This window comes from Bartonella heixiaziensis, assembly GCF_046245125.2.
GTDB lineage: Bacteria > Pseudomonadota > Alphaproteobacteria > Rhizobiales > Rhizobiaceae > Bartonella > Bartonella heixiaziensis.
In genome coordinates, this window is the sequence record NZ_CP176404.1 from 244,732 (window position 1) to 261,818 (window position 17,087).

General features: G+C 37.0%; 24 protein-coding genes and 7 pseudogenes. 12 read left to right on the forward strand and 19 right to left on the reverse strand.

The features are described 5' to 3' along the window. Nucleotides 1-17: 17 nt before the first annotated feature. The 14 genes and pseudogenes from ACKC4Y_RS00965 to ACKC4Y_RS01030 all read right to left on the reverse strand — a co-directional run. Nucleotides 18-210, reverse strand: a pseudogene (locus ACKC4Y_RS00965) (major capsid protein); the annotation flags it as partial. Between the two features lie 71 nt (nucleotides 211-281). Beyond that, nucleotides 282-838, reverse strand: a pseudogene (locus ACKC4Y_RS00970) (hypothetical protein). A 12-nt stretch (nucleotides 839-850) separates the two neighbouring features. Next, nucleotides 851-1,172 (reverse strand): annotated as a pseudogene (locus tag ACKC4Y_RS00975) (hypothetical protein). Nucleotides 1,173-1,491: 319 nt separating this feature from the next. Further along, nucleotides 1,492-1,887: a type II toxin-antitoxin system HicB family antitoxin gene (locus tag ACKC4Y_RS00980; RefSeq protein WP_409361578.1), complete on the reverse strand. Its 396-nt coding sequence runs from the start codon at nucleotides 1,885-1,887 to the stop codon at nucleotides 1,492-1,494. Further along, nucleotides 1,884-2,084, reverse strand: coding sequence for a type II toxin-antitoxin system HicA family toxin (locus tag ACKC4Y_RS00985; protein WP_004861476.1), 201 nt, complete (start codon nucleotides 2,082-2,084; stop codon nucleotides 1,884-1,886). Before ACKC4Y_RS00985 ends, ACKC4Y_RS00980 begins: the two co-directional genes overlap by 4 nt. Nucleotides 2,085-2,152: 68 nt before the next feature. After that, a complete protein-coding gene (locus ACKC4Y_RS00990; RefSeq protein WP_409361579.1) occupies nucleotides 2,153-2,689 on the reverse strand; it encodes a hypothetical protein in 537 nt (178 codons plus the stop codon). Nucleotides 2,690-2,700: 11 nt separating this feature from the next. Continuing rightward, nucleotides 2,701-3,153: a single-stranded DNA-binding protein gene (gene ssb, locus ACKC4Y_RS00995; protein WP_409361580.1), complete on the reverse strand. Its 453-nt coding sequence runs from the start codon at nucleotides 3,151-3,153 to the stop codon at nucleotides 2,701-2,703. A gap of 137 nt (nucleotides 3,154-3,290) precedes the next feature. After that, nucleotides 3,291-3,674 (reverse strand): annotated as a pseudogene (locus ACKC4Y_RS01000) (XRE family transcriptional regulator). A 351-nt stretch (nucleotides 3,675-4,025) separates the two neighbouring features. Beyond that, nucleotides 4,026-4,550: a DNA adenine methylase gene (locus ACKC4Y_RS01005; RefSeq protein ID WP_409361581.1), complete on the reverse strand. Its 525-nt coding sequence runs from the start codon at nucleotides 4,548-4,550 to the stop codon at nucleotides 4,026-4,028. Nucleotides 4,551-4,684: 134 nt separating this feature from the next. Further along, nucleotides 4,685-5,199, reverse strand: a pseudogene (locus tag ACKC4Y_RS01010) (hypothetical protein). Between the two features lie 119 nt (nucleotides 5,200-5,318). Beyond that, nucleotides 5,319-5,660 carry a hypothetical protein gene (locus tag ACKC4Y_RS01015; RefSeq protein ID WP_409361582.1) on the reverse strand — a complete coding sequence of 114 codons (342 nt, stop codon included), beginning with the start codon at nucleotides 5,658-5,660 and terminating at the stop codon, nucleotides 5,319-5,321. A 171-nt stretch (nucleotides 5,661-5,831) separates the two neighbouring features. Continuing rightward, the gene (locus tag ACKC4Y_RS01020; RefSeq protein WP_409361583.1) at nucleotides 5,832-6,311 is read right to left on the reverse strand and encodes a hypothetical protein; all 480 of its coding nucleotides are present in this window, start codon (nucleotides 6,309-6,311) and stop codon (nucleotides 5,832-5,834) included. Further along, on the reverse strand, nucleotides 6,271-7,311 hold the full coding sequence (locus ACKC4Y_RS01025) for a hypothetical protein (RefSeq protein WP_409361584.1): 1,041 nt from the start codon (nucleotides 7,309-7,311) through the stop codon (nucleotides 6,271-6,273). Before ACKC4Y_RS01025 ends, ACKC4Y_RS01020 begins: the two co-directional genes overlap by 41 nt. Then, nucleotides 7,301-7,780: a crossover junction endodeoxyribonuclease RuvC gene (locus tag ACKC4Y_RS01030; protein WP_409361585.1), complete on the reverse strand. Its 480-nt coding sequence runs from the start codon at nucleotides 7,778-7,780 to the stop codon at nucleotides 7,301-7,303. Before ACKC4Y_RS01030 ends, ACKC4Y_RS01025 begins: the two co-directional genes overlap by 11 nt. 131 nt (nucleotides 7,781-7,911) lie before the next feature. Between ACKC4Y_RS01030 and ACKC4Y_RS01035 the strand changes: the two genes are divergently transcribed. Beyond that, nucleotides 7,912-8,265: a hypothetical protein gene (locus tag ACKC4Y_RS01035; protein ID WP_409361586.1), complete on the forward strand. Its 354-nt coding sequence runs from the start codon at nucleotides 7,912-7,914 to the stop codon at nucleotides 8,263-8,265. 438 nt (nucleotides 8,266-8,703) lie between these two features. On the opposite strand, the gene ACKC4Y_RS01040 is transcribed toward ACKC4Y_RS01035, so the two are convergent. Together ACKC4Y_RS01040 and ACKC4Y_RS01045 are read right to left on the reverse strand one after the other, a co-directional pair. Beyond that, nucleotides 8,704-8,967 carry a hypothetical protein gene (locus ACKC4Y_RS01040; protein WP_409361587.1) on the reverse strand — a complete coding sequence of 88 codons (264 nt, stop codon included), beginning with the start codon at nucleotides 8,965-8,967 and terminating at the stop codon, nucleotides 8,704-8,706. A gap of 91 nt (nucleotides 8,968-9,058) precedes the next feature. Continuing rightward, on the reverse strand, nucleotides 9,059-9,355 hold the full coding sequence (locus ACKC4Y_RS01045) for a helix-turn-helix domain-containing protein (protein ID WP_409361588.1): 297 nt from the start codon (nucleotides 9,353-9,355) through the stop codon (nucleotides 9,059-9,061). A gap of 87 nt (nucleotides 9,356-9,442) precedes the next feature. Here ACKC4Y_RS01045 and ACKC4Y_RS01050 point away from each other — a divergent pair, with 87 nt between their 5' ends. From ACKC4Y_RS01050 to ACKC4Y_RS01090, 9 genes and pseudogenes are all read left to right on the forward strand, one after another. Continuing rightward, nucleotides 9,443-9,796, forward strand: coding sequence for a helix-turn-helix domain-containing protein (locus tag ACKC4Y_RS01050; RefSeq protein ID WP_409361589.1), 354 nt, complete (start codon nucleotides 9,443-9,445; stop codon nucleotides 9,794-9,796). A gap of 272 nt (nucleotides 9,797-10,068) precedes the next feature. Next, nucleotides 10,069-10,443 (forward strand): hypothetical protein, encoded by a 375-nt coding sequence (locus tag ACKC4Y_RS01055; protein ID WP_409361590.1) that lies wholly within the window; start codon nucleotides 10,069-10,071, stop codon nucleotides 10,441-10,443. Nucleotides 10,444-10,506: 63 nt separating this feature from the next. After that, nucleotides 10,507-11,262: an antA/AntB antirepressor family protein gene (locus ACKC4Y_RS01060; protein WP_409361591.1), complete on the forward strand. Its 756-nt coding sequence runs from the start codon at nucleotides 10,507-10,509 to the stop codon at nucleotides 11,260-11,262. 490 nt (nucleotides 11,263-11,752) lie between these two features. Beyond that, entirely contained in the window at nucleotides 11,753-12,550 is a 798-nt protein-coding gene (locus ACKC4Y_RS01065) for an ERF family protein (RefSeq protein WP_409361592.1), read from the forward strand. Between the two features lies 1 nt (nucleotide 12,551). Then, nucleotides 12,552-13,175 (forward strand): lambda exonuclease family protein, encoded by a 624-nt coding sequence (locus ACKC4Y_RS01070; RefSeq protein ID WP_409361593.1) that lies wholly within the window; start codon nucleotides 12,552-12,554, stop codon nucleotides 13,173-13,175. Nucleotides 13,176-13,230: 55 nt separating this feature from the next. Then, nucleotides 13,231-13,719: a DUF488 domain-containing protein gene (locus tag ACKC4Y_RS01075; protein WP_409361594.1), complete on the forward strand. Its 489-nt coding sequence runs from the start codon at nucleotides 13,231-13,233 to the stop codon at nucleotides 13,717-13,719. Nucleotides 13,720-13,823: 104 nt separating this feature from the next. Then, nucleotides 13,824-14,108: a helix-turn-helix transcriptional regulator gene (locus ACKC4Y_RS01080; protein WP_409361595.1), complete on the forward strand. Its 285-nt coding sequence runs from the start codon at nucleotides 13,824-13,826 to the stop codon at nucleotides 14,106-14,108. Between the two features lie 125 nt (nucleotides 14,109-14,233). Beyond that, nucleotides 14,234-14,566 (forward strand): annotated as a pseudogene (locus ACKC4Y_RS01085) (DNA adenine methylase); the annotation flags it as partial. A 2-nt stretch (nucleotides 14,567-14,568) separates the two neighbouring features. Beyond that, nucleotides 14,569-14,782 (forward strand): annotated as a pseudogene (locus tag ACKC4Y_RS01090) (phage antirepressor Ant); the annotation flags it as partial. A 168-nt stretch (nucleotides 14,783-14,950) separates the two neighbouring features. On the opposite strand, the gene ACKC4Y_RS01095 reads toward ACKC4Y_RS01090, so the two are convergent. The 3 genes from ACKC4Y_RS01095 to ACKC4Y_RS01105 all read right to left on the reverse strand — a co-directional run bounded on the left by ACKC4Y_RS01095 (nucleotide 14,951) and on the right by ACKC4Y_RS01105 (nucleotide 16,181). Continuing rightward, nucleotides 14,951-15,163: a hypothetical protein gene (locus tag ACKC4Y_RS01095; RefSeq protein WP_409361556.1), complete on the reverse strand. Its 213-nt coding sequence runs from the start codon at nucleotides 15,161-15,163 to the stop codon at nucleotides 14,951-14,953. 131 nt (nucleotides 15,164-15,294) lie between these two features. After that, complete coding sequence (locus ACKC4Y_RS01100) at nucleotides 15,295-15,522, reverse strand: hypothetical protein (protein ID WP_409361557.1); 228 nt, start codon at nucleotides 15,520-15,522, stop codon at nucleotides 15,295-15,297. After that, entirely contained in the window at nucleotides 15,519-16,181 is a 663-nt protein-coding gene (locus ACKC4Y_RS01105; RefSeq protein WP_409361558.1) for a lysozyme, read from the reverse strand. The genes ACKC4Y_RS01100 and ACKC4Y_RS01105 overlap by 4 nt, the downstream gene beginning before the upstream one ends. A 181-nt stretch (nucleotides 16,182-16,362) precedes the next feature. Here ACKC4Y_RS01105 and ACKC4Y_RS01110 point away from each other — a divergent pair, with 181 nt between their 5' ends. Together ACKC4Y_RS01110 and ACKC4Y_RS01115 are read left to right on the forward strand one after the other, a co-directional pair. Further along, nucleotides 16,363-16,686, forward strand: coding sequence for a type II toxin-antitoxin system RelE/ParE family toxin (locus ACKC4Y_RS01110; RefSeq protein WP_409361559.1), 324 nt, complete (start codon nucleotides 16,363-16,365; stop codon nucleotides 16,684-16,686). 12 nt (nucleotides 16,687-16,698) lie between these two features. Further along, a complete protein-coding gene (locus ACKC4Y_RS01115) occupies nucleotides 16,699-17,010 on the forward strand; it encodes a helix-turn-helix domain-containing transcriptional regulator (RefSeq protein ID WP_409361560.1) in 312 nt (103 codons plus the stop codon). Nucleotides 17,011-17,087 lie beyond the last annotated feature (77 nt).

Consider the following 17,087-nt stretch of genomic DNA (forward strand, 5'->3'; position numbering starts at 1 on the left):
GCCCATACTATCGCATCTTATTTCGCTCCAATCACGGTTTAAACAGCATTTCAGGGCGTGTGCAAATGTAAAGCGGATAGCTGTACACTTCAGATTTCACCCATGTATTATACGGTCGTGGTCGACGATCAGCATAGTGTAAAGAGGCTTTCCAACCGTGTTGGCAAAATCCAAGCTTTCATCAAGGGCAAAGGTTTTCTGGAAAATACCAAAGCGCCAGTGATAATCTGCTTTAAAAATTACAATTAAAGTGAGTAGTGTGTTGACATAGTCTAAGAACATTATTTAGCTTTCTTATTGGCAGCATATTCGTGACGAGCAAGTTGGTGCTGTATGTTTTTGATTAATCTTTCATTGGCTTCTTTTACAATAGCACTTGTAATCTCTGGTTTGGACATTACTCCAGCAATTGAGGGTTCCTCTTGTTTTGCAATGGGGAATTTACCTCCGTCTACTCTTTGAAAAACATTACCCTTCATCTTTTTTTAATCAACACGCTTTGGAAAACTCTCACCCTTAATAAAACTATGAGGCAAGATTTATTTTTTCCCAAACATTTTGTAAGTTACGCCACGTTTTATTTCTCTTGCTGCAAAAGATTTAAGAGGTATAGGTGTTCCAGAACCAATGATATCTGTCTCAAGAAACTTTGCTGTAGCTTTTTCTTTAATATAAACTCCTTGAGTGACACGCTTTGATTGGGCTGATGTAACATCGGCAATTTGTTTTTCTGCAAAGCGTTCCACTTGTTTTGCTGCGGTGTTTACAGCATTACGCAAAGCTCAATTAAGGCCTGGTACTTGAAGACTAGAGAAGGATACCATTTTTGGCGGATGATTAACTTTAATTTCTAAGCCTTTTTTGGAGCAGGTGTTGATGACTTAGAAACTTTAGATGCTTTGGGCTGTTCGAGTGGAGTTTCTTCTGCTGCTGATTCAATTAATGTTTGTACGGCTTTTTGTTCTATCTGCTTAATTTGTCCAACTGCCTTGTTAGGTTTTGCTATTGTCTTAACCTCAACAAAAGGTTTTGCAGCATTGGCGCGCTTGAGACGTGCGTAGATCTTATTGGAAACTTTAACAAATGGGGGAAGTTTGTGCTGAAGGTTCAAAACGAACAGTGCTTTTATTGTCGCCAACAACACACATTGGCTTAGTGATGACAGCTTTCATCATTGCTCCTTTTGAGTCATAATCAATGACATAATTAGTCAATTATTGGTCTTTGTTATTTGAAAAATAGATTAACCAGTTTTATTCAAGAAAACTGAACTTTTCAGCCGCATTTCAGGCACACATTTTATTGAATTTTTAAGGGATGTTTTTGAATTTTAGACACAACACAACCAGCGCCGTACTGTCATTAAATACGATTTTTTACATCATGTCAACAGAAAAATCATAGTCTTGTGTCTTTTTTGTTTTTTTCACTTAAATCTGCTGTTTTAGAAACAAAATGGCATGTATTGACACATCCAAAAAAGAAGAAAATCTAAATATTAAGCTCGTGACGCGCTGCTGTTGCCAAAAAAGCAGATCTTGTTAAACCTCTTTCTTGTGCGCAATCATCAATTGCACGTAAGAGCCCTCGTTCAATAGATATATTCGTACGTACCACTTCTGCATCATTTTCAATAAAGGGGACTTGTATTAAAAAAGCTCCTTCTGACAAAGCTATTTTGACAGATTTCCGTTGTATGACTTCTTCAAATTTTGAAGGAACAGGCACTGTATCTATATCTTCACAATAAAGTTGAAGTGCTTCTGTTGCATTTGCGATTAATTTTTCTTCTTGATCAGCAGCAGAAAAAAGCCCCTCAAAATCAGGAAACTGAACACCAAAAGCAGAATCTTCATCTTTATGAACAAGAGCAAAAAATCTTTTCATTCTTCTTCTCCTTTTTTTAACCAGCCTGCTTGTTGTGCGATAGAACGTGCTGTACCAATCGGAAGATTTTTTTTAGGATGTGGAACAATAACAACCTTACCATCTTTTTTTAATTTATGATGAGAACCTTTTACTTTGACAAGTTCAAAGCCATCACGCTTTAATTTTGCAATGATTTTCCGGCTATCTTGTTCCATTAGCTAAGCCAATAATGCGTAAATATATACACAATTTAAGGATTTTTCATTTGATGTCAATCCTTTTTTTAACGGCTAAAATGCTTATGAAGCGCATTAAGAACAATACGCAAAGAACTAACAAGATGTGTCAGTGATTGATCTTCTATAACAAGATATTGTAATGCCGCATAAAAATTATGTTGGTGATGCAGTTGTTGTGCTTCTTTGATAAGGCTTTTAGTCTCTTCATAACAATGAGTTGCTCTTTCAATCCACCGTTTTTGTGCTTCTTCATTTGATGAAGGAGTAAAGTCATCATAAATTGCACTAGGCAATCCTTTTGCACATAGGTAATTGTTTCTCACTTCAAGATATTTTTGCGCAGCATCATATTGGTCTTGATTGATTTCGCCTTGCAAATAAAGCCGCCCGATATAAGTAGCAGCAAGTGGATTTTTGGCCTCTTCTATGGTCAAGCCAAAACGCTTAGCACGCATTTCTATTGCCAATTGATTAACAGGTTCACGCGGTGTTTTTGCTCGTGAGATGCGTCCATTTGGTTCTCTGGCACATCCCTTAATCCGTGGACGTCCACGTTTTGCACGTTTTTTTCTTTTTGTCATATTTTTTTCAATCAGAATGGCATGCCATCATTAAAAGATGTGGCATAATCAGCTACACCTGAAGCGGCAGCATAACTTTGGGAGGTGATGGGTGAAGGGGTAGAGGATGCAGATTGCTCTTTCTTGGCATCAAGCAAATGTAATTCGCCTTTGAATTGTGGCAAGATAATCTCTGTTGTATAATGTTCACCACCGTTTTTATCTTGCCATTTGCGTGTTTGTAATTTGCCTTCTACGTAAACTTTTGAACCTTTGTTGAGATACTGAAGTGCAATTTTTGCCAAATGTGGATTGAAAACCACAACTGAATGCCATTCAGTTTTTTCTATTTTTTGATTGGTCTTTTTATCTGTATAGCTTTCAGAAGTTGCCATACGAAAATTGACCACGTCTGCTCCAGACGTCATTGTTTTGCTTTCGGGGTCAGCACCAAGGCGTCCGATTAACGTCACTTTATTTAGCATGTTTTTACTACCTTGAATTTGTATTTTAATACGTAAAAAATCTTAGCATGATTTGCACGTTTTTTCAATTATTTCAAAAGGATAATATTGTTTTTTAACATATAAAATTATGTTATACGGTGTATAAAATAAAAAGATCAAGGTATTCCATTCTGCAAGCACCGTTTTTTTTCTACTTTCTCCATGAGTTCCTTGAACTCTATCAGATTTTGTTGTGAAAGAGACTTCAAAAGTCCAACAAACGTTCCAGCAATTTCATGGTTAAGTAGATCAGAAGCATTTATTTTATTGTAAAATTCTTACTACAAATATTTGCTTCTCTTCTCAAGATAGAAGCAGTTTCTTCATCTAAAGCATATTTCTCAATGATCTTTTTCCCATGCCAGCAAGTATAGGTTTTTTGCCAATTTCCACAGAAGATAAAAACGCTATAGACACACCTAATTTTCAGCTATCTTTAAAAGACGTTCTGTCCGATCAATACGAATTTTACGTAAGGTTTTGCCAAATGGTGTAAGCATTTGATTAAAGCTCCTATTGATGCAATCTGTAATTAAGCTGCTTTGAGAAGCGGACCTATATTCTTTTCTAAGAATTGAGGGACTTTGATTTTAGGTGAAAAAATCATCAGTTAGATAGCTTGCCTTTTCTCTTGTAGAGAATATTGTAAGCTAACTTCTATTGAGGGATATTGCCTATGCAAAAATTTAATTTCTTCAACGTTATCATAAGTAATTAGCCAATACGCCGTCACATGTTAGGAGGTGACATTCTCTAAATTGTGGTGATCATTAGCTTTGCAAAACCAAGTGTAAAGCCTTTTTTCTTTTTTAAAATAAGGAGGGTCCATATAAAAAGGTATTTTCATCAGTTTAATAACGCAGCAAAAATTCTCGTGCATTTAAACGAGTTAAATGTATCCTATCTTTTTGTTCACTTATGCGAAGAATGTGTTCAATTATATTCTCTTTGTTAAATCGGCAATCTATTTTATAAGTGCCGCTTTGTCTTTTTCCTCCAATTGGTCCAGCATTTTTAATAATTCCAGATCTATTTGTGCGATTCAAAAAGAGTGCTGCAAGTTCTGCGCTAAGCACATCTGCACTTTCAGGAAAAATTTCTTTTTGTATGTACCATTCTTCTAAGTTAATAGTAGTCGTATTGATTTTTTCTATTAATTCTTCTGTCTTGTGCAAAACGCAATACCAAAAGCTCCAAATGAACAGGTCAATATCGTTAATGTGAATATCTTTAACATCACCATTTAAAAGAAGCTTTAGAGCAAATCCGCACCCGCCAGCAAATGACTCTGTATAAGAACAGCCATTTAATGCATTTTTCTCAAATATTTCTTTGACTTTTCCATACAGCGCAGCCTTACCGCCTAGATATCTCAATGGTGAGCAGACATGAGTGATTGTTATGCGCCTTTTTCAATGATTTTTTTGATGTTTTTGTTGATTTCATCTATGAACGTTGAGAAGAGGCAACGCCATTTAATCTAAACAGTTTTATAAAATCGGAAATTTTACTATGGCTTTTTAATGGAGCACTGTAGTGTGTAAATAGATATATTTATTAAACTGCATGTACGTAACATAAGAAACAATACACAGAATAAAAAAGAGTACCAAAGAGAAATATCTGAGTACCAAAGTACAGTATCCAATGGAAAAGAAAGCTTATGCTCCACGTAATTAGAGATGACAGGCAAAAAAACAGTTTCTTTATAAATACTTGGGAAAGTTAAAACGACAAGCGCTAAACTTATTAGCTTTAAAAATCGGTGCATATACTGTTGTAAATCACGTGTTAATATCTTTCAACCTGTTGTATTGCCGAGTTTGTATTTTGGGTTGCTCTGCAACACAGAAGGAATATTAGAATTGCATAAAATGGCAAAAACAGTTGTTACTATTACCAAAGAAACAGACGCGAATGTCAAAATACTATGAATAAAGGCAAGATTTTTTTAATTCCTGAAAAACATAAAAATATAAAAGTTATAATGTCAAACAAGGCTTTTTGCCACTTATCTGTAAACATATTCATTCCCTGTAGAAAAATTATGATCTCAATTTTTAAAATTTTTTCTGAGGAATTCTAAAATCACAACACTCAATTAAAGAGCTATGTGTGCTAAAAACACGGTGCTTAGTTCCTCATTATGCTTTCCCAATATCAAGCGGCTTCCGATAGTTTTTTATGCCTTTGTTGATTTCATCTATGAGAGGTTCAATATTCAGAACGCTTTTAGGAAGATTACTACCATAAACCCACGCGTTCACTTGCGCTTTGGTACTAAAATCTGCATTTTCTGGTATGGTGTAATACTGACCGCCATCAAACTTTTCACACTCTCTTGTGCCATCTTCATATTCGTAGAGATTGTAAAAATACTCAGCTGCTCCGTCCCCCCAAGGAACATAACCAACAGCAGTTGCAACAAACTTTTTTTGCATGGGCTGTTTACGTTTTTTTAAGAACAGGTGTTGTAAAATTCGCATGTTTAAAACCTTAATTTTACCTATAGATCTAATTGCCTCAAATTTGACCATACAGAGCGTTTTGCATTTCTAATATTTTTTCAAAAAAACTTCAAATCGCTTTGTATGGTGCCTTTTATTGATTTAAATACATATCTAATCCCAAAATGATCAGCACTTTTCACTAGTTTACTAACCTGCAATGTTTTTCACTGTTCCTCCAAGACCATTTAAAATCCCTTCAAGCTTTTGCTTTTCAACCAACGTGAGTGGTCTTGAATTCTCTCTCATTGCCTTTTCTTTCAGCCTTTTTTCACGGGTGTTCAAAACAGCCTTGCGTACAAGATTGGCTTTCGTCAAAAGACTATTTTCCAAATCACGACATAATCTTACTAACTCACGAGTGCTTGGAAAAAACGTATCCGATAAACCTTCTACCTCATCGCATAAAATTCGTTTAACCGTTTTCATCAGTGACCACGCAGAAACACTTTCCAAAACCATTCCGTAGGTAAGCGCCATACCTTCATGATCTGCCTGTTGCGAAATTTTCAAACCACACGAAAGCATCCGAATTGCCTTGGCTATGTCCTCTTTGCTCGCTTTCACTGAAAACAATTCGTGAAGTTGATCACAAGCATTTAAGGCAATCGCTTCCTGCTGTTGTGTCAATGCACTGCCACTCTTCAAAATCAAAGGAAACTCCGGAGCTATCCTCTCGTGAATGTGTTTCAAAGTGACCTCGAGACCCGATATTAAGGATACTATCTGAGATGCGTTCACCAACGCTTTTTTGCCTTTGAGAGTGATTTCCATAGTTTTTTCCTTTCTCTAAATCCTCGATAGCTTTTCGCACCCAGTTTCTCCATGTTGCTTGCCAATCATGCTTGGTAGCATCCTTCCCAGTCTTGGCTTTCCAATAATCTCTAAATTTTGCGATTTCGACTTTCACGCGCTCTGGAGATAACCCCTCTCTAATCGCAAAATCGTAATCGAGTTCGAAATCCTCAGGCAATCGACAACCACGATTAGCTTGATTAGCTTTCGCTCGTTTTGCTTTTTGGGGAATATTCTCTTGCTCGTGAATGGAAGGTTGGTTTTCTACTACCGTTTCGATTTGCTCTGGTTGGCTTTCGCAAGCATGAACCTCAGTTGGCTTGTCAACCAAATCGCTCGTTTTTGAATTTTCAGAATCGATTTCTTTTTTTGCTAATACGATAGTATTAGTTTTTTTATTATAACTGTTAATGTTATTGTTATATGGTATCGATTGCGTATCACTTCCGTATTTAGTTTGTATAGCTTCCGTATTACACTTTATATCTTTTTCTTTAGATTTTTTCCATCTAGCACTAACAGCTTTTGATGAAGCTTCCGATTTCCTCACGCTATCATTTAATTCTGCTTCAACATCTAGATTCCATAAACGACCATCTTCTAAACGAATAATATGGCCAGTACTCTGTAAAACGTCTAATGCTTTTACAAATGCTTTTACTGAATAGCCAGTATAATTAGCCCAAACCTTAATGCTATTTAAAAGAGGTTCACCTGTGTGAAGCATTTGCAACCGTAACCTCATGTATATATTGCCTTCAATAGAAGACAAACAAGTGAGATCAAGAATCCATTTATCGGCAAAAAGCCTTGTCCATGGTATTTTACTGGACATGCGCATCCCCTTCTTTCATTAAATATAAAATTGCCAAAGCATCTGCTTCGTTGTCGTCTTTAGGCACATGCCCTTTGGAACATATCGCCTTAATCATTTCTTCTTTTGAGGCATTGCCTTTTCCTGTCGTTGCCTTCTTAATTGTGCCAACAGGAATGCCTTCATATGGTATCTGATGATGTTCACACCACGCTGTTAAGGTTGCTAGAAAGCCCCCATAAGTATGAGAAGCATCTGTACCCACATGCCGGCGCACCTCTTCAAAGTACACTGCGTCAATTTCATTAACAGATCTCTTTAATTCAGTAAGCCACCGTTTAAAGCGCAGATAACGCATACCACCGCCTTCAAAACGGTGTGATTGAAAATGTTCTGTATCACTTGTTATACGACCATCCGCACCGCATATCGCCCAGCCTGTCTTGGTACCTAGATCAAGGCAGAGAATGGTTTTTGAATTAATTATCATTACTCTCCCCATTAAGGCTGTTGCGTGTTTATATGTGTGCTATGATAGAGCGCTTAGAAATTGCCTGTATTGAAAAAATGTTTTTGAAAAAGTAACCTCCCAGCGATTTTAAAAAAGTGGGAAGGGGAAAGATGCAAGAATGGATAAAGATATTTCTTACAGGTTTTGTATCATTTACTGTGTCGCTTTCGGTAGCGTTTATTTTAAGATACAAAGACCGTAAAGAAACAGCCAGAATCTGCAAAGATGATTTAGAAAAAGCTGCAAAAAAACGAGAAGAGGATAGAGAATGGGTGACCAAACAATTTGCAGAAAGCCAAAAACAAACTGCAGCTCTTAAAAAACAAGCTGAATCGACAAAAGACCTTGCCGAATGGTCAAAGCAACATATTGAAATTTTGTTAGATGACAAGAAAGCACGGGAGTTGGGTTCAAAGCTTTCTATATGTCCAACTGGTGTACATTTGCCGACACTAGGTAATTGAGCACGCTTTGCTTTAAGGGCAACCAACCCTACAGTATCCATGATACACGTTCTAAATATAAAGTTAAAGGATGATTCTCCCTGCATTCTAGGATATGGAACTAACCTACGAAAATGCAAAGAAAAGTATGTTAAATCGTATACTTTGCGTGGACGAGAAGAAGGCATACGCTTCATTCTAAAAGTAGATGATTTCTGTACAGGAAAAGAAATAGATGTTGATATTCCTGTACTTCCTACTAAGGACTCTCCCACTATCATTCCCATTTTTATAGCGGCACGCGAAGAAAATATGATAAAATAGCGAGTTACTTTAATCATTACCCATACATCTCCTTTAGAACCAGAAACAAAAATGATAGTGAGTACAAAAACACATGCCATATATTTTAGAACAGTGGATTAACTCAATTCAGACACACACTGCGCGTATCATCTATTAATTCGATTTTTTCTTCTCTTTTTTGAAAAGAGTCTCTCTCAAGTTTTCAAGCTCTTTTTTCACCAAAAATATAAAAAAGGTTAGACTACTAAGATGATCAAAGGATGATAGATCTTCAGAAAAATGATTATCAAACCAAACATTAAAAGCTTGCATAAAGACAGATGAAAACCATTGTTTCGTAGAGAGAATAAAGAATTTAGACGGACACTCTCTGATTATTTCATAATCTGAATATGCGAGTAAAGAAATGCCACCCATATATTTCTATCCAACACTCTCCATGAGAGTGATCATCTGGTCTTTACTTATGGTGATCTGTGATGCATCTATCATTTCTGATCTTTCTTCTTTAAGAGGAGGGAGTATGGTGCTGTTGGTGTTCGTTCTTTTCTCCATATTGGAGCTTCGTCATTTCATTTTGTTTGCACGGCTTCATGCAAATAGCGGAACCGTTGACAAAAGAAGGCGTTGGAGGAGATTGTTCATTCCATAACGCTTCCAGAAGATATGCAACGGCTCCTCTTGAAGGAACACCATATTTTTCCCAACGCCATACTGTTGATTTGTTGACGCCTAACCGTGTTGCCATTTCTTTTAGAGTTAAATTCAGATTTTTACGTAATTGTTTTGCTGCTATTTTTCCCATAAACGCGAATATGCATTATGAGTACTTAAAAGTCAAGTCGAAACGCATACCAATTATATGCAATATGAATACATTAAGGAGATAAAAATGCTTAGTAACACGATAGACCAATCTGCTAGATTAATAAAAGCGCGTTTAGCGCGTGGTTTTAGAAGTGCTAAAGAAGCAGCTAGATATTTTGGCTGGAACTATTCTAGCTATATACAGCACGAACAAGGACTAAGAGGAATATCACGGGCATCTGCGAAATATGCAAAAGCATTTAGAATTAGTGAAGGATGGTTATTAACCGGAGAGGGAGATGGCCCTTCCTTTCCAACCCCCGCCACAAAACAAACTGTCGATGAGCAAATTATTGATCTACTACAAAAAACAACTCAACCAGATAAAGAAACAATTCTTCACCTTTTAAATCGCCTGCATGCAAAAGAAAAAAAATAAAAGCTTTTTTTCTTTCATTACTAAAAGTAGAAACTAGCTGCATTATTTTATTTTCTAATTCTATATCACTTTTTATTGTTTTCATAACCATTCACTTTCCCCTTTCATGAGAATCGTCATCTAGAAAAAATCTTGTAAGAAGATTTTTATACCGTCAACATAAAATACACATAAAGCATACTTTATTATTGACATGTATGCATTATGCGTATTACATATATTCCATAAACCACAAACAAACAATCGCCAAAAGGCGTTAGAGGGGGGTAATTATGGATAAGCCAATTCTTATTAATTCCAATGAAATTTTATTAGTTGTCTACGATGATGATCAACACATTGGAGAGGCAGGTCCACTAGATGAAAGCCAAATTCTAGAGATTGTTGATGAAGCAGATGATACCGTACAAATCTTTCGTATAAATCCTTTTGAGAAAAGTTGCGAAGATATCTCTGAAGATATTGCAGAGGCATATATAAAAGAAAACTTCGAGTTTCTAGATGAGGACAGCAAGGTTGATCCTTATATCTGTGAAAGCAATGCTTACCATAGGCTTTTAGACGATATCGTAGACGAAAAATATAAGGATAAGATATTCGGTACCTATGAACAGCAACACCGTTTGCGCCCATGTGATGTGCTTTAAAAAGGGGGGGGCGCTTAAGCCCCTTTGCAAACAATATCATCATAATAGAAAACGGAATTTATTATGAGTAATCTCATTACAATATCAGAAAGTACTGTTAATAACACAAGGGTTCAAACAGTCAACGCACGTGAATTGCATGCATTTTTAGAAATAGGAAAAGATTTTTCCACTTGGATTAAGGACCGTATTCATCAATACGAGTTTGAAGAGGGAAATGATTTCATAAAAACACAAGATTTACGCTCCCCAAAATTTGGGAGCGTAAAATCTAGAGCTGTTGTAGCTATAGACTATCACTTCACATTAGATATGGCAAAAGAGCTTGCTATGGTAGAGCGTAATGAAAAAGGTAAACAAGCCCGTCAATATTTTATTGAATGTGAACGGTGTGCAAAGAAACCTTTAGACCTTGCAAACGCTTTAGAATACCCTCTGTTTGTGAAAAAACTGCTTTTAGAAAGCGTCAGACAATTAGAAAACTTAAAAAGTGAAATGAGTACTCTTAAACCAAAAGCAATGGCTCTTGAAAGCTTACAGCGTCATGATGGGCTTTTTGGTTTTACCGAAGCTGCTAAAATATTAGAGTTACAACTAAAACAGTTCATTCTCTTCTTACAGGAAAAAGGTTGGGTTTATCGCCATGCTCCAAGCAGTCCCTTGTTATCTTACCAAGACAAAATCAGAAAAGGGCTTATGGATTGTCCTACCATCACTATTCAAACCTCTGATGGAATAAAAAAAGTCATTCCTTCAGCAAAAATCGCAACAAAAGGTATGGGTGTGCTTTCTCAACTTAAAAGACAATGCATGCATTAATTAAGGAAACGCAATAATGGAAAAGAAATACGAATTTACTGATGAAATCGATATAGTTTATAAGCGTAAGGCTCACCGCATTCGTGCATTACAAGACTTTTGAGACGTCAAGAAAGGTGATTTAGGCGGCTATATTGAAAATGAAAGCAACTTATCACATAAGGGCAATTGTTGGGTTGTAGATTTTGCCAAGGTTTATGAAAGTGCTAAGGTTTATGGAAACGTGCAAGTTTGCAGTTATGCATATGTTTATGGCAATGCTAATGTGTCTGGTAGTGCGTGCATTTATAACAATGTAAAAGTTTATGATAGCGCATACATTTATGACGAAGTCAAGATTTTTAGAAATGCCGAGGTTTGTGGATTAGCCCATATTCGCGGAAACACAAGAATCTCAGCAGACATAAAAATTTAACAACCAAACAACCATTTTTCAAAACAAGCGTGATTCACGCCACGGGTGAATTGCGCGCAAATGGAGGAAATTAAGATGAGTGAACAAAACACTAACCTAACAGAAGTTGAAGAAACACATCATTTAGTCGTCGAACAAACTGCTATGGAACGCATTTTAAATAGAGCCTTAGAAAATGACGTCGGTATTGACCGCCTACAACGTCTTCTTGATTTAAGAGATCAAGAAATAAAACGGCAAAACTATCAAAACTTTGTCCGTGATCTTTCGGCTATGCAAACGGAATGTCAAGATATTGAAAAAAACTCTACAAACACCCATACAAACAGCAAATATGCTACGCTTGATCAGTACATTGATGCTGTAAAGGACGCGCTTGCAACATACAACTTTGCTTTGTTTTCTCGTATTAAAAGTCAAACCGCAACAAACGTTACCATAGAAATAATTCTGTCTCATCCTTCAGGCAATCAAATCTCAACAGAAGGAACATTTCCAATTGACAGTACAGGCTCTAAAAATAGCATACAATCAGTTGGTTCCACACTTACCTACGCACGCAGATACCTGTTAGGCATGCTTCTTAATGTAGCAAGTAAAGAAGACGATACAGATGGTCAAACGCAAACCAAAGAAGGCGATACAAATAATCAAAAAGTTTCCTCTAAACAGATAAAGCAAATCGAAGAATTAATTAAAGAAACAGGGACAAATGAAAGTAGTCTTCTCTATTTTGCAGAAGCAGAAGAACTAACAGATATGTCTTGTGAAAAAGCAGAATTGGTTTTGGGGCATTTAGAAAGAAGAAAAAATATTCAAAAAGAAAAAGCTCTACAATCGCTCCCACCACAAGAGCAACAAACGGCGGTATGAGATGGAACAAAGAACAGCAGAATGGTTTCAAGCAAGGCTAGGAAAAGTCACCGCATCTAATGTTTACAACGTGCTCAGTAAGACAGCAAAAGGTTTGCCTACAAGCAAATATGAAGATTACAAAATGAAACTCATGACAGAGCGCTTAACAGGGGAAATAAGCCAATCTTATACAACACCGGCTATGCAATGGGGCATTGAACATGAAGAGGACGCCTTGAGAGAATATGAATTCATTTATGACACCAATGTCACAAGATGCGGGTTTATCCCACACCCAAAAATGGAAATGGCGGGGGCTAGTCCTGATGGGTTTGTTGGAGAGGACGGTTTAATCGAAGTCAAATGTCCACAATCAACGACTCATCTTCGTTTTTTTATGTATGACGAAATTAAGCCTGAATACATCGCGCAGATGCAATTCCAAATGGCATGCACAGGACGCAAATGGTGTCATTTCATTAGCTATAATCCGCAATTTTTAGGCAGATCTACTAGCTTGAGAATGAAAATCAAACGCGTCTATCGTGATGAAGGATACATTGAAGAGATTAATAAAGCTGTTGAAGCCTTTTTAGCAGAAATAGAGCAAAACATGAAGCAAATCTTGACAAAAGCCGCTTAACACTATGGGGGTGCTTCCTCCCAGTACCCCCACCCATTTACTAAGGAAATTAAACGTGTGTAACATCAAACATATTATCATACAGCCTGCTAAAGATGAAAAAGCTTGTTTTTTTACCATTGGCTATGAAGGTAGGTCTCTTGAGAATTATCTTAATTGTCTCATAGAAAACAATATCAAAACTTTATGTGATGTTCGTAAAAATCCAATAAGTAGAAAACACGGATTTTCAAAAAGACAATTAGAGCAAGCTGTAAGCAACATTGATATTGAATATATGCATATGCCTGAACTTGGAATTACTTCTGAAAAACGAAGAAATTTGAAAACACAAAAAGATTATGACCGCCTTTTTGAAGATTATCAAAATACAACTCTCAAGAATAATTCTTGTGCAATAAACAAATTATATCAAATTTTTTTAAACAAAAAGCGCGTTGCAATCACCTGTTTTGAAGCCAATGTATGCATTTGTCATAGAGGACAACTCGCATTAGCTCTTACTCAATTTCCTGATTGGAAATATGAAATTAAACACATCTGAAAAATAAACCTTGTAAATTTTTAAATTGGGGGTGTTCCAACGCTCTCCAGCATCCACACCCTTTATAATTATTCTTAACACGTCGATAATAAGGAAAGCTTCAAATGAACGAAGAAAAATTAACTGCCTCAATAGAAAAAATAAGCTTATTCGAACAGGCTTTACTGTCGATGCGCTTGCAACGGTTTGTCAATATACAAGATCTCTCAATTTATCTCGGAATGTCAATAACTTACATTAGAAATCTTGTAAAAATCGGAGCTTTTCCTAAGCCTATACAAGAAGAACGTTATTTAAAATGGGATCTTGTTGAAATTGACCGTTATATTGAAGCCAAAAAACTGAAAGAAATTCAGTATAATTGTCTTAAAAGCGTTCTGAATATTTAACCTCATCATAGATGAGATCAACAGAGAGATCAAAAAATCATCAGAAGCTGCTTGACAGTGTTACGGCAGTATGTCTATTGCCAAATCAGGTGCCTAGAAAACACTTTAAATCGATAGCGGATAGATTGCTGATACAATCTTTTTTCTGCACATTAAGGGTTTTGACTCATTTTGCGTGGATTTGTGGTAAACACTATCTGCGTAAGAAAATTATACCGATTTTAAAGAGCATTGAACATCAAACTTATGTTGAACCATTTTTAGGTTCTGGTGTTATTTTCCTGAACAAACGACCAGCAAAATATTCTGTCATTAATGATCTAGATGGCGAGATTACAAACCTGTTTCAATGTGTTCAAAATCATTTTGACGAACTAGCCAAACAACTGGAGTGGTTTGTTTGCTCGAGACAGTTGTTTTTTGAACTTTCCCAAATTGACGTGATGCATCTCTCCAAGAAAGCCAGTCTGTTGATTATGATAGTTATAGGCGCTTTGATTTACCCAAGTCATTGAGAAGGTATGAATGCTGGTGATAAAAGCTTTGTATCTTTTACGTTCTGTTAGATTTGTCTTGTTGACGCTTTTAGAGTGGATGAAGAAAACAGAAAATATAAAGCCTTAATCAAAAAGGCAAAACAGGTCTTAGCAAGATTTGTAATGAGAGCTGCTTAGTTTAAAAATATGATTCATCTCCCCGTTTCAAAAGCGGAGAGGGGATAAAGCTTTCAGTTTTTGGTTAGCCACTGTTTTAAATGTGTAAAGCTATTATTGATAGCCCCCATGAGACGAGCAAAATTAAGAAATCATTTTCTAAAGAATTTCGCGTGTCTCAGAGTATGTTTAGAGTCGGATATTTGGTTTTTGTGTAAAAATACTTACAAACGCATCCATAATACGTGAAAAATCAAGCGCTAATAAGAGTATAATGAGTACAATCCATTTTGTATAACGAGACATCACTTTTACACTTTTGTAGGTTATGATGATTTCTTGAAGGATTTCTTTTTCTGCTTCTGTAAGCTCTATATCGTCTTGTGTTTTTTTTCTAGCCATGTTTCCACCCACACACGCGTTCACCTAGATTATTGTGCTTTAAGATCTCTCTTGCTAAGTTTGAACTGATGGCGTTCAGATCTTTCTTGTCTAAATAAATTGGCAACCAGCCAACACAAGAAGAAGCATATTTATTTGTCGCGCAACCAGTCAGAGAGAGCAGCACGCACATCAGCATCACTTTTTTGATTAACTTCATTTTCCACCTCCAGCCGTGTTGTGGCTGCTTTTAAAGCTTTTTCTGTTTGCTTTTGTTGCGCTGCTTTTTTCCCAAGAGTAAAGGCTCTAGCTAAGGCAATAAAAAAAGCGGCTAAAGCCGCACCTGTTACCATCAGATTTCTTTTCATCCATAAGATCATAGACGGTGCTCCTGAAAGCGTTTAGCAACAAAGAAAATACCAGTACATGCGGCTAAAACCATGATGGTTGCCAAAGCCCATTGGATGGGGCCATTGCCTGCTAACAAACCGCCAAGACCTGAAAAAGAGCCAATAATCGGTGCAAGAGCTTCTGCTTTGAAAAATCCCGTTGGTGCTTGCGTTTCTACTGTTTGATAATTGGAGGAAACATAAGCCCCTTTTGCCCATAAGCCTGTTTCTGCCGCACGCCGGTGTGCTAGACCTTCAAGACGCTTACCGCCTGCTTTGGTCCATTTCTGTAGCTCTGCAGGGACAGCTTCATATTCACCACTATTAAGCTTTTTTAACAGTGTCGAGTTACAAAAGGCTCCTGTTCCTACATTATAGCAAAAGGACACTAACGCCGCGAATTGTTCATCCGTTAATGAAACTGTAACAGCGCGTTCAACAGCATTCTCAAATTGTCTTAAATCTTGGCAAAGAAGTTCTTCTGCTTGCTTTTCAGTAATTGTCATGCCTTCGTAAATAAAAGGTTTTCCAGCACTGTTTGTATGTCCATAACCAATTGTCCACACCCCAATGGCATCTTTATAGGCGTTCAAACGCAATCCTTCCCATTGTTTAATAAGTGCAAGTCCTTCTGATGATATTTTTCGCATGTGTTGCTCCATAAAAAAGCTCCGCAAAAAGCAGAGCTGGATTAAAAAATTGACATCTTTCTCATTCGGAAAGATAGCTTGGTTAAGCTTCATGTCGCTTTTTCATTGGAATAAAAGAAGATTTTTTCTCAACTTTTAATTTCTCTCTTGACAAATATTCGTTTATAAACGAATACACATCATGTTTGAAATACGTCACTACCTTACCTCTGATGGCAAAGACTTGATAGCCGATTGGCTGCGAAAGCTCCGTGATATGCAGGCTAAAACTGCAATTATTCGCCGCCTTAATCGTTTAGAGCAGGGAAACTTTGGCGATTTCAAGCCGCTTCGTTATGGTGTTCATGAATTGCGTATTAATGTTGGTCCTAGCTACCGAGTTTATTATGTCCAATCTGGAAGGACCGTATTGTTGCTATTATGCGGTGGCAGCAAAAAAACACAAGAGACTGATATCACTCGCGTATGTGCTTGCTGGCGTGATTGGCAAAACCGTGAAGATTAAAGGAGTGCAAAAATGAAAGACCGTAACCATAATGATGCAATGGCAGAAATATTCCGTGATGACCCTGAGTTGGCAGCAGCTACCCTTGATGCAATCCTAGCAGATGGTGATCAGGGTGAACTGCTTGTAACGCTCCGCCAAATGGCCAAAGCTTATGGTGGTGTTCAAGCTGTGGCTAAAGCAGCCAACCTGAATCCAACACAACTTTACCGTACACTTTCAGAAAAAGGCAATCCAGAGTTTCGCAGCTTGAATGCTTTACTGCGTACCATGGGGTTTCGTTTGGCAGTACAGCCTCTTGAACGACCAGTTCCACACGTATAACTTTAGTGTATTAACCCCTCCCCACCTTTAAAGATGGGGAAGGAAGGTACTTAAGCAACCTTTTTAATGAGGGGCTC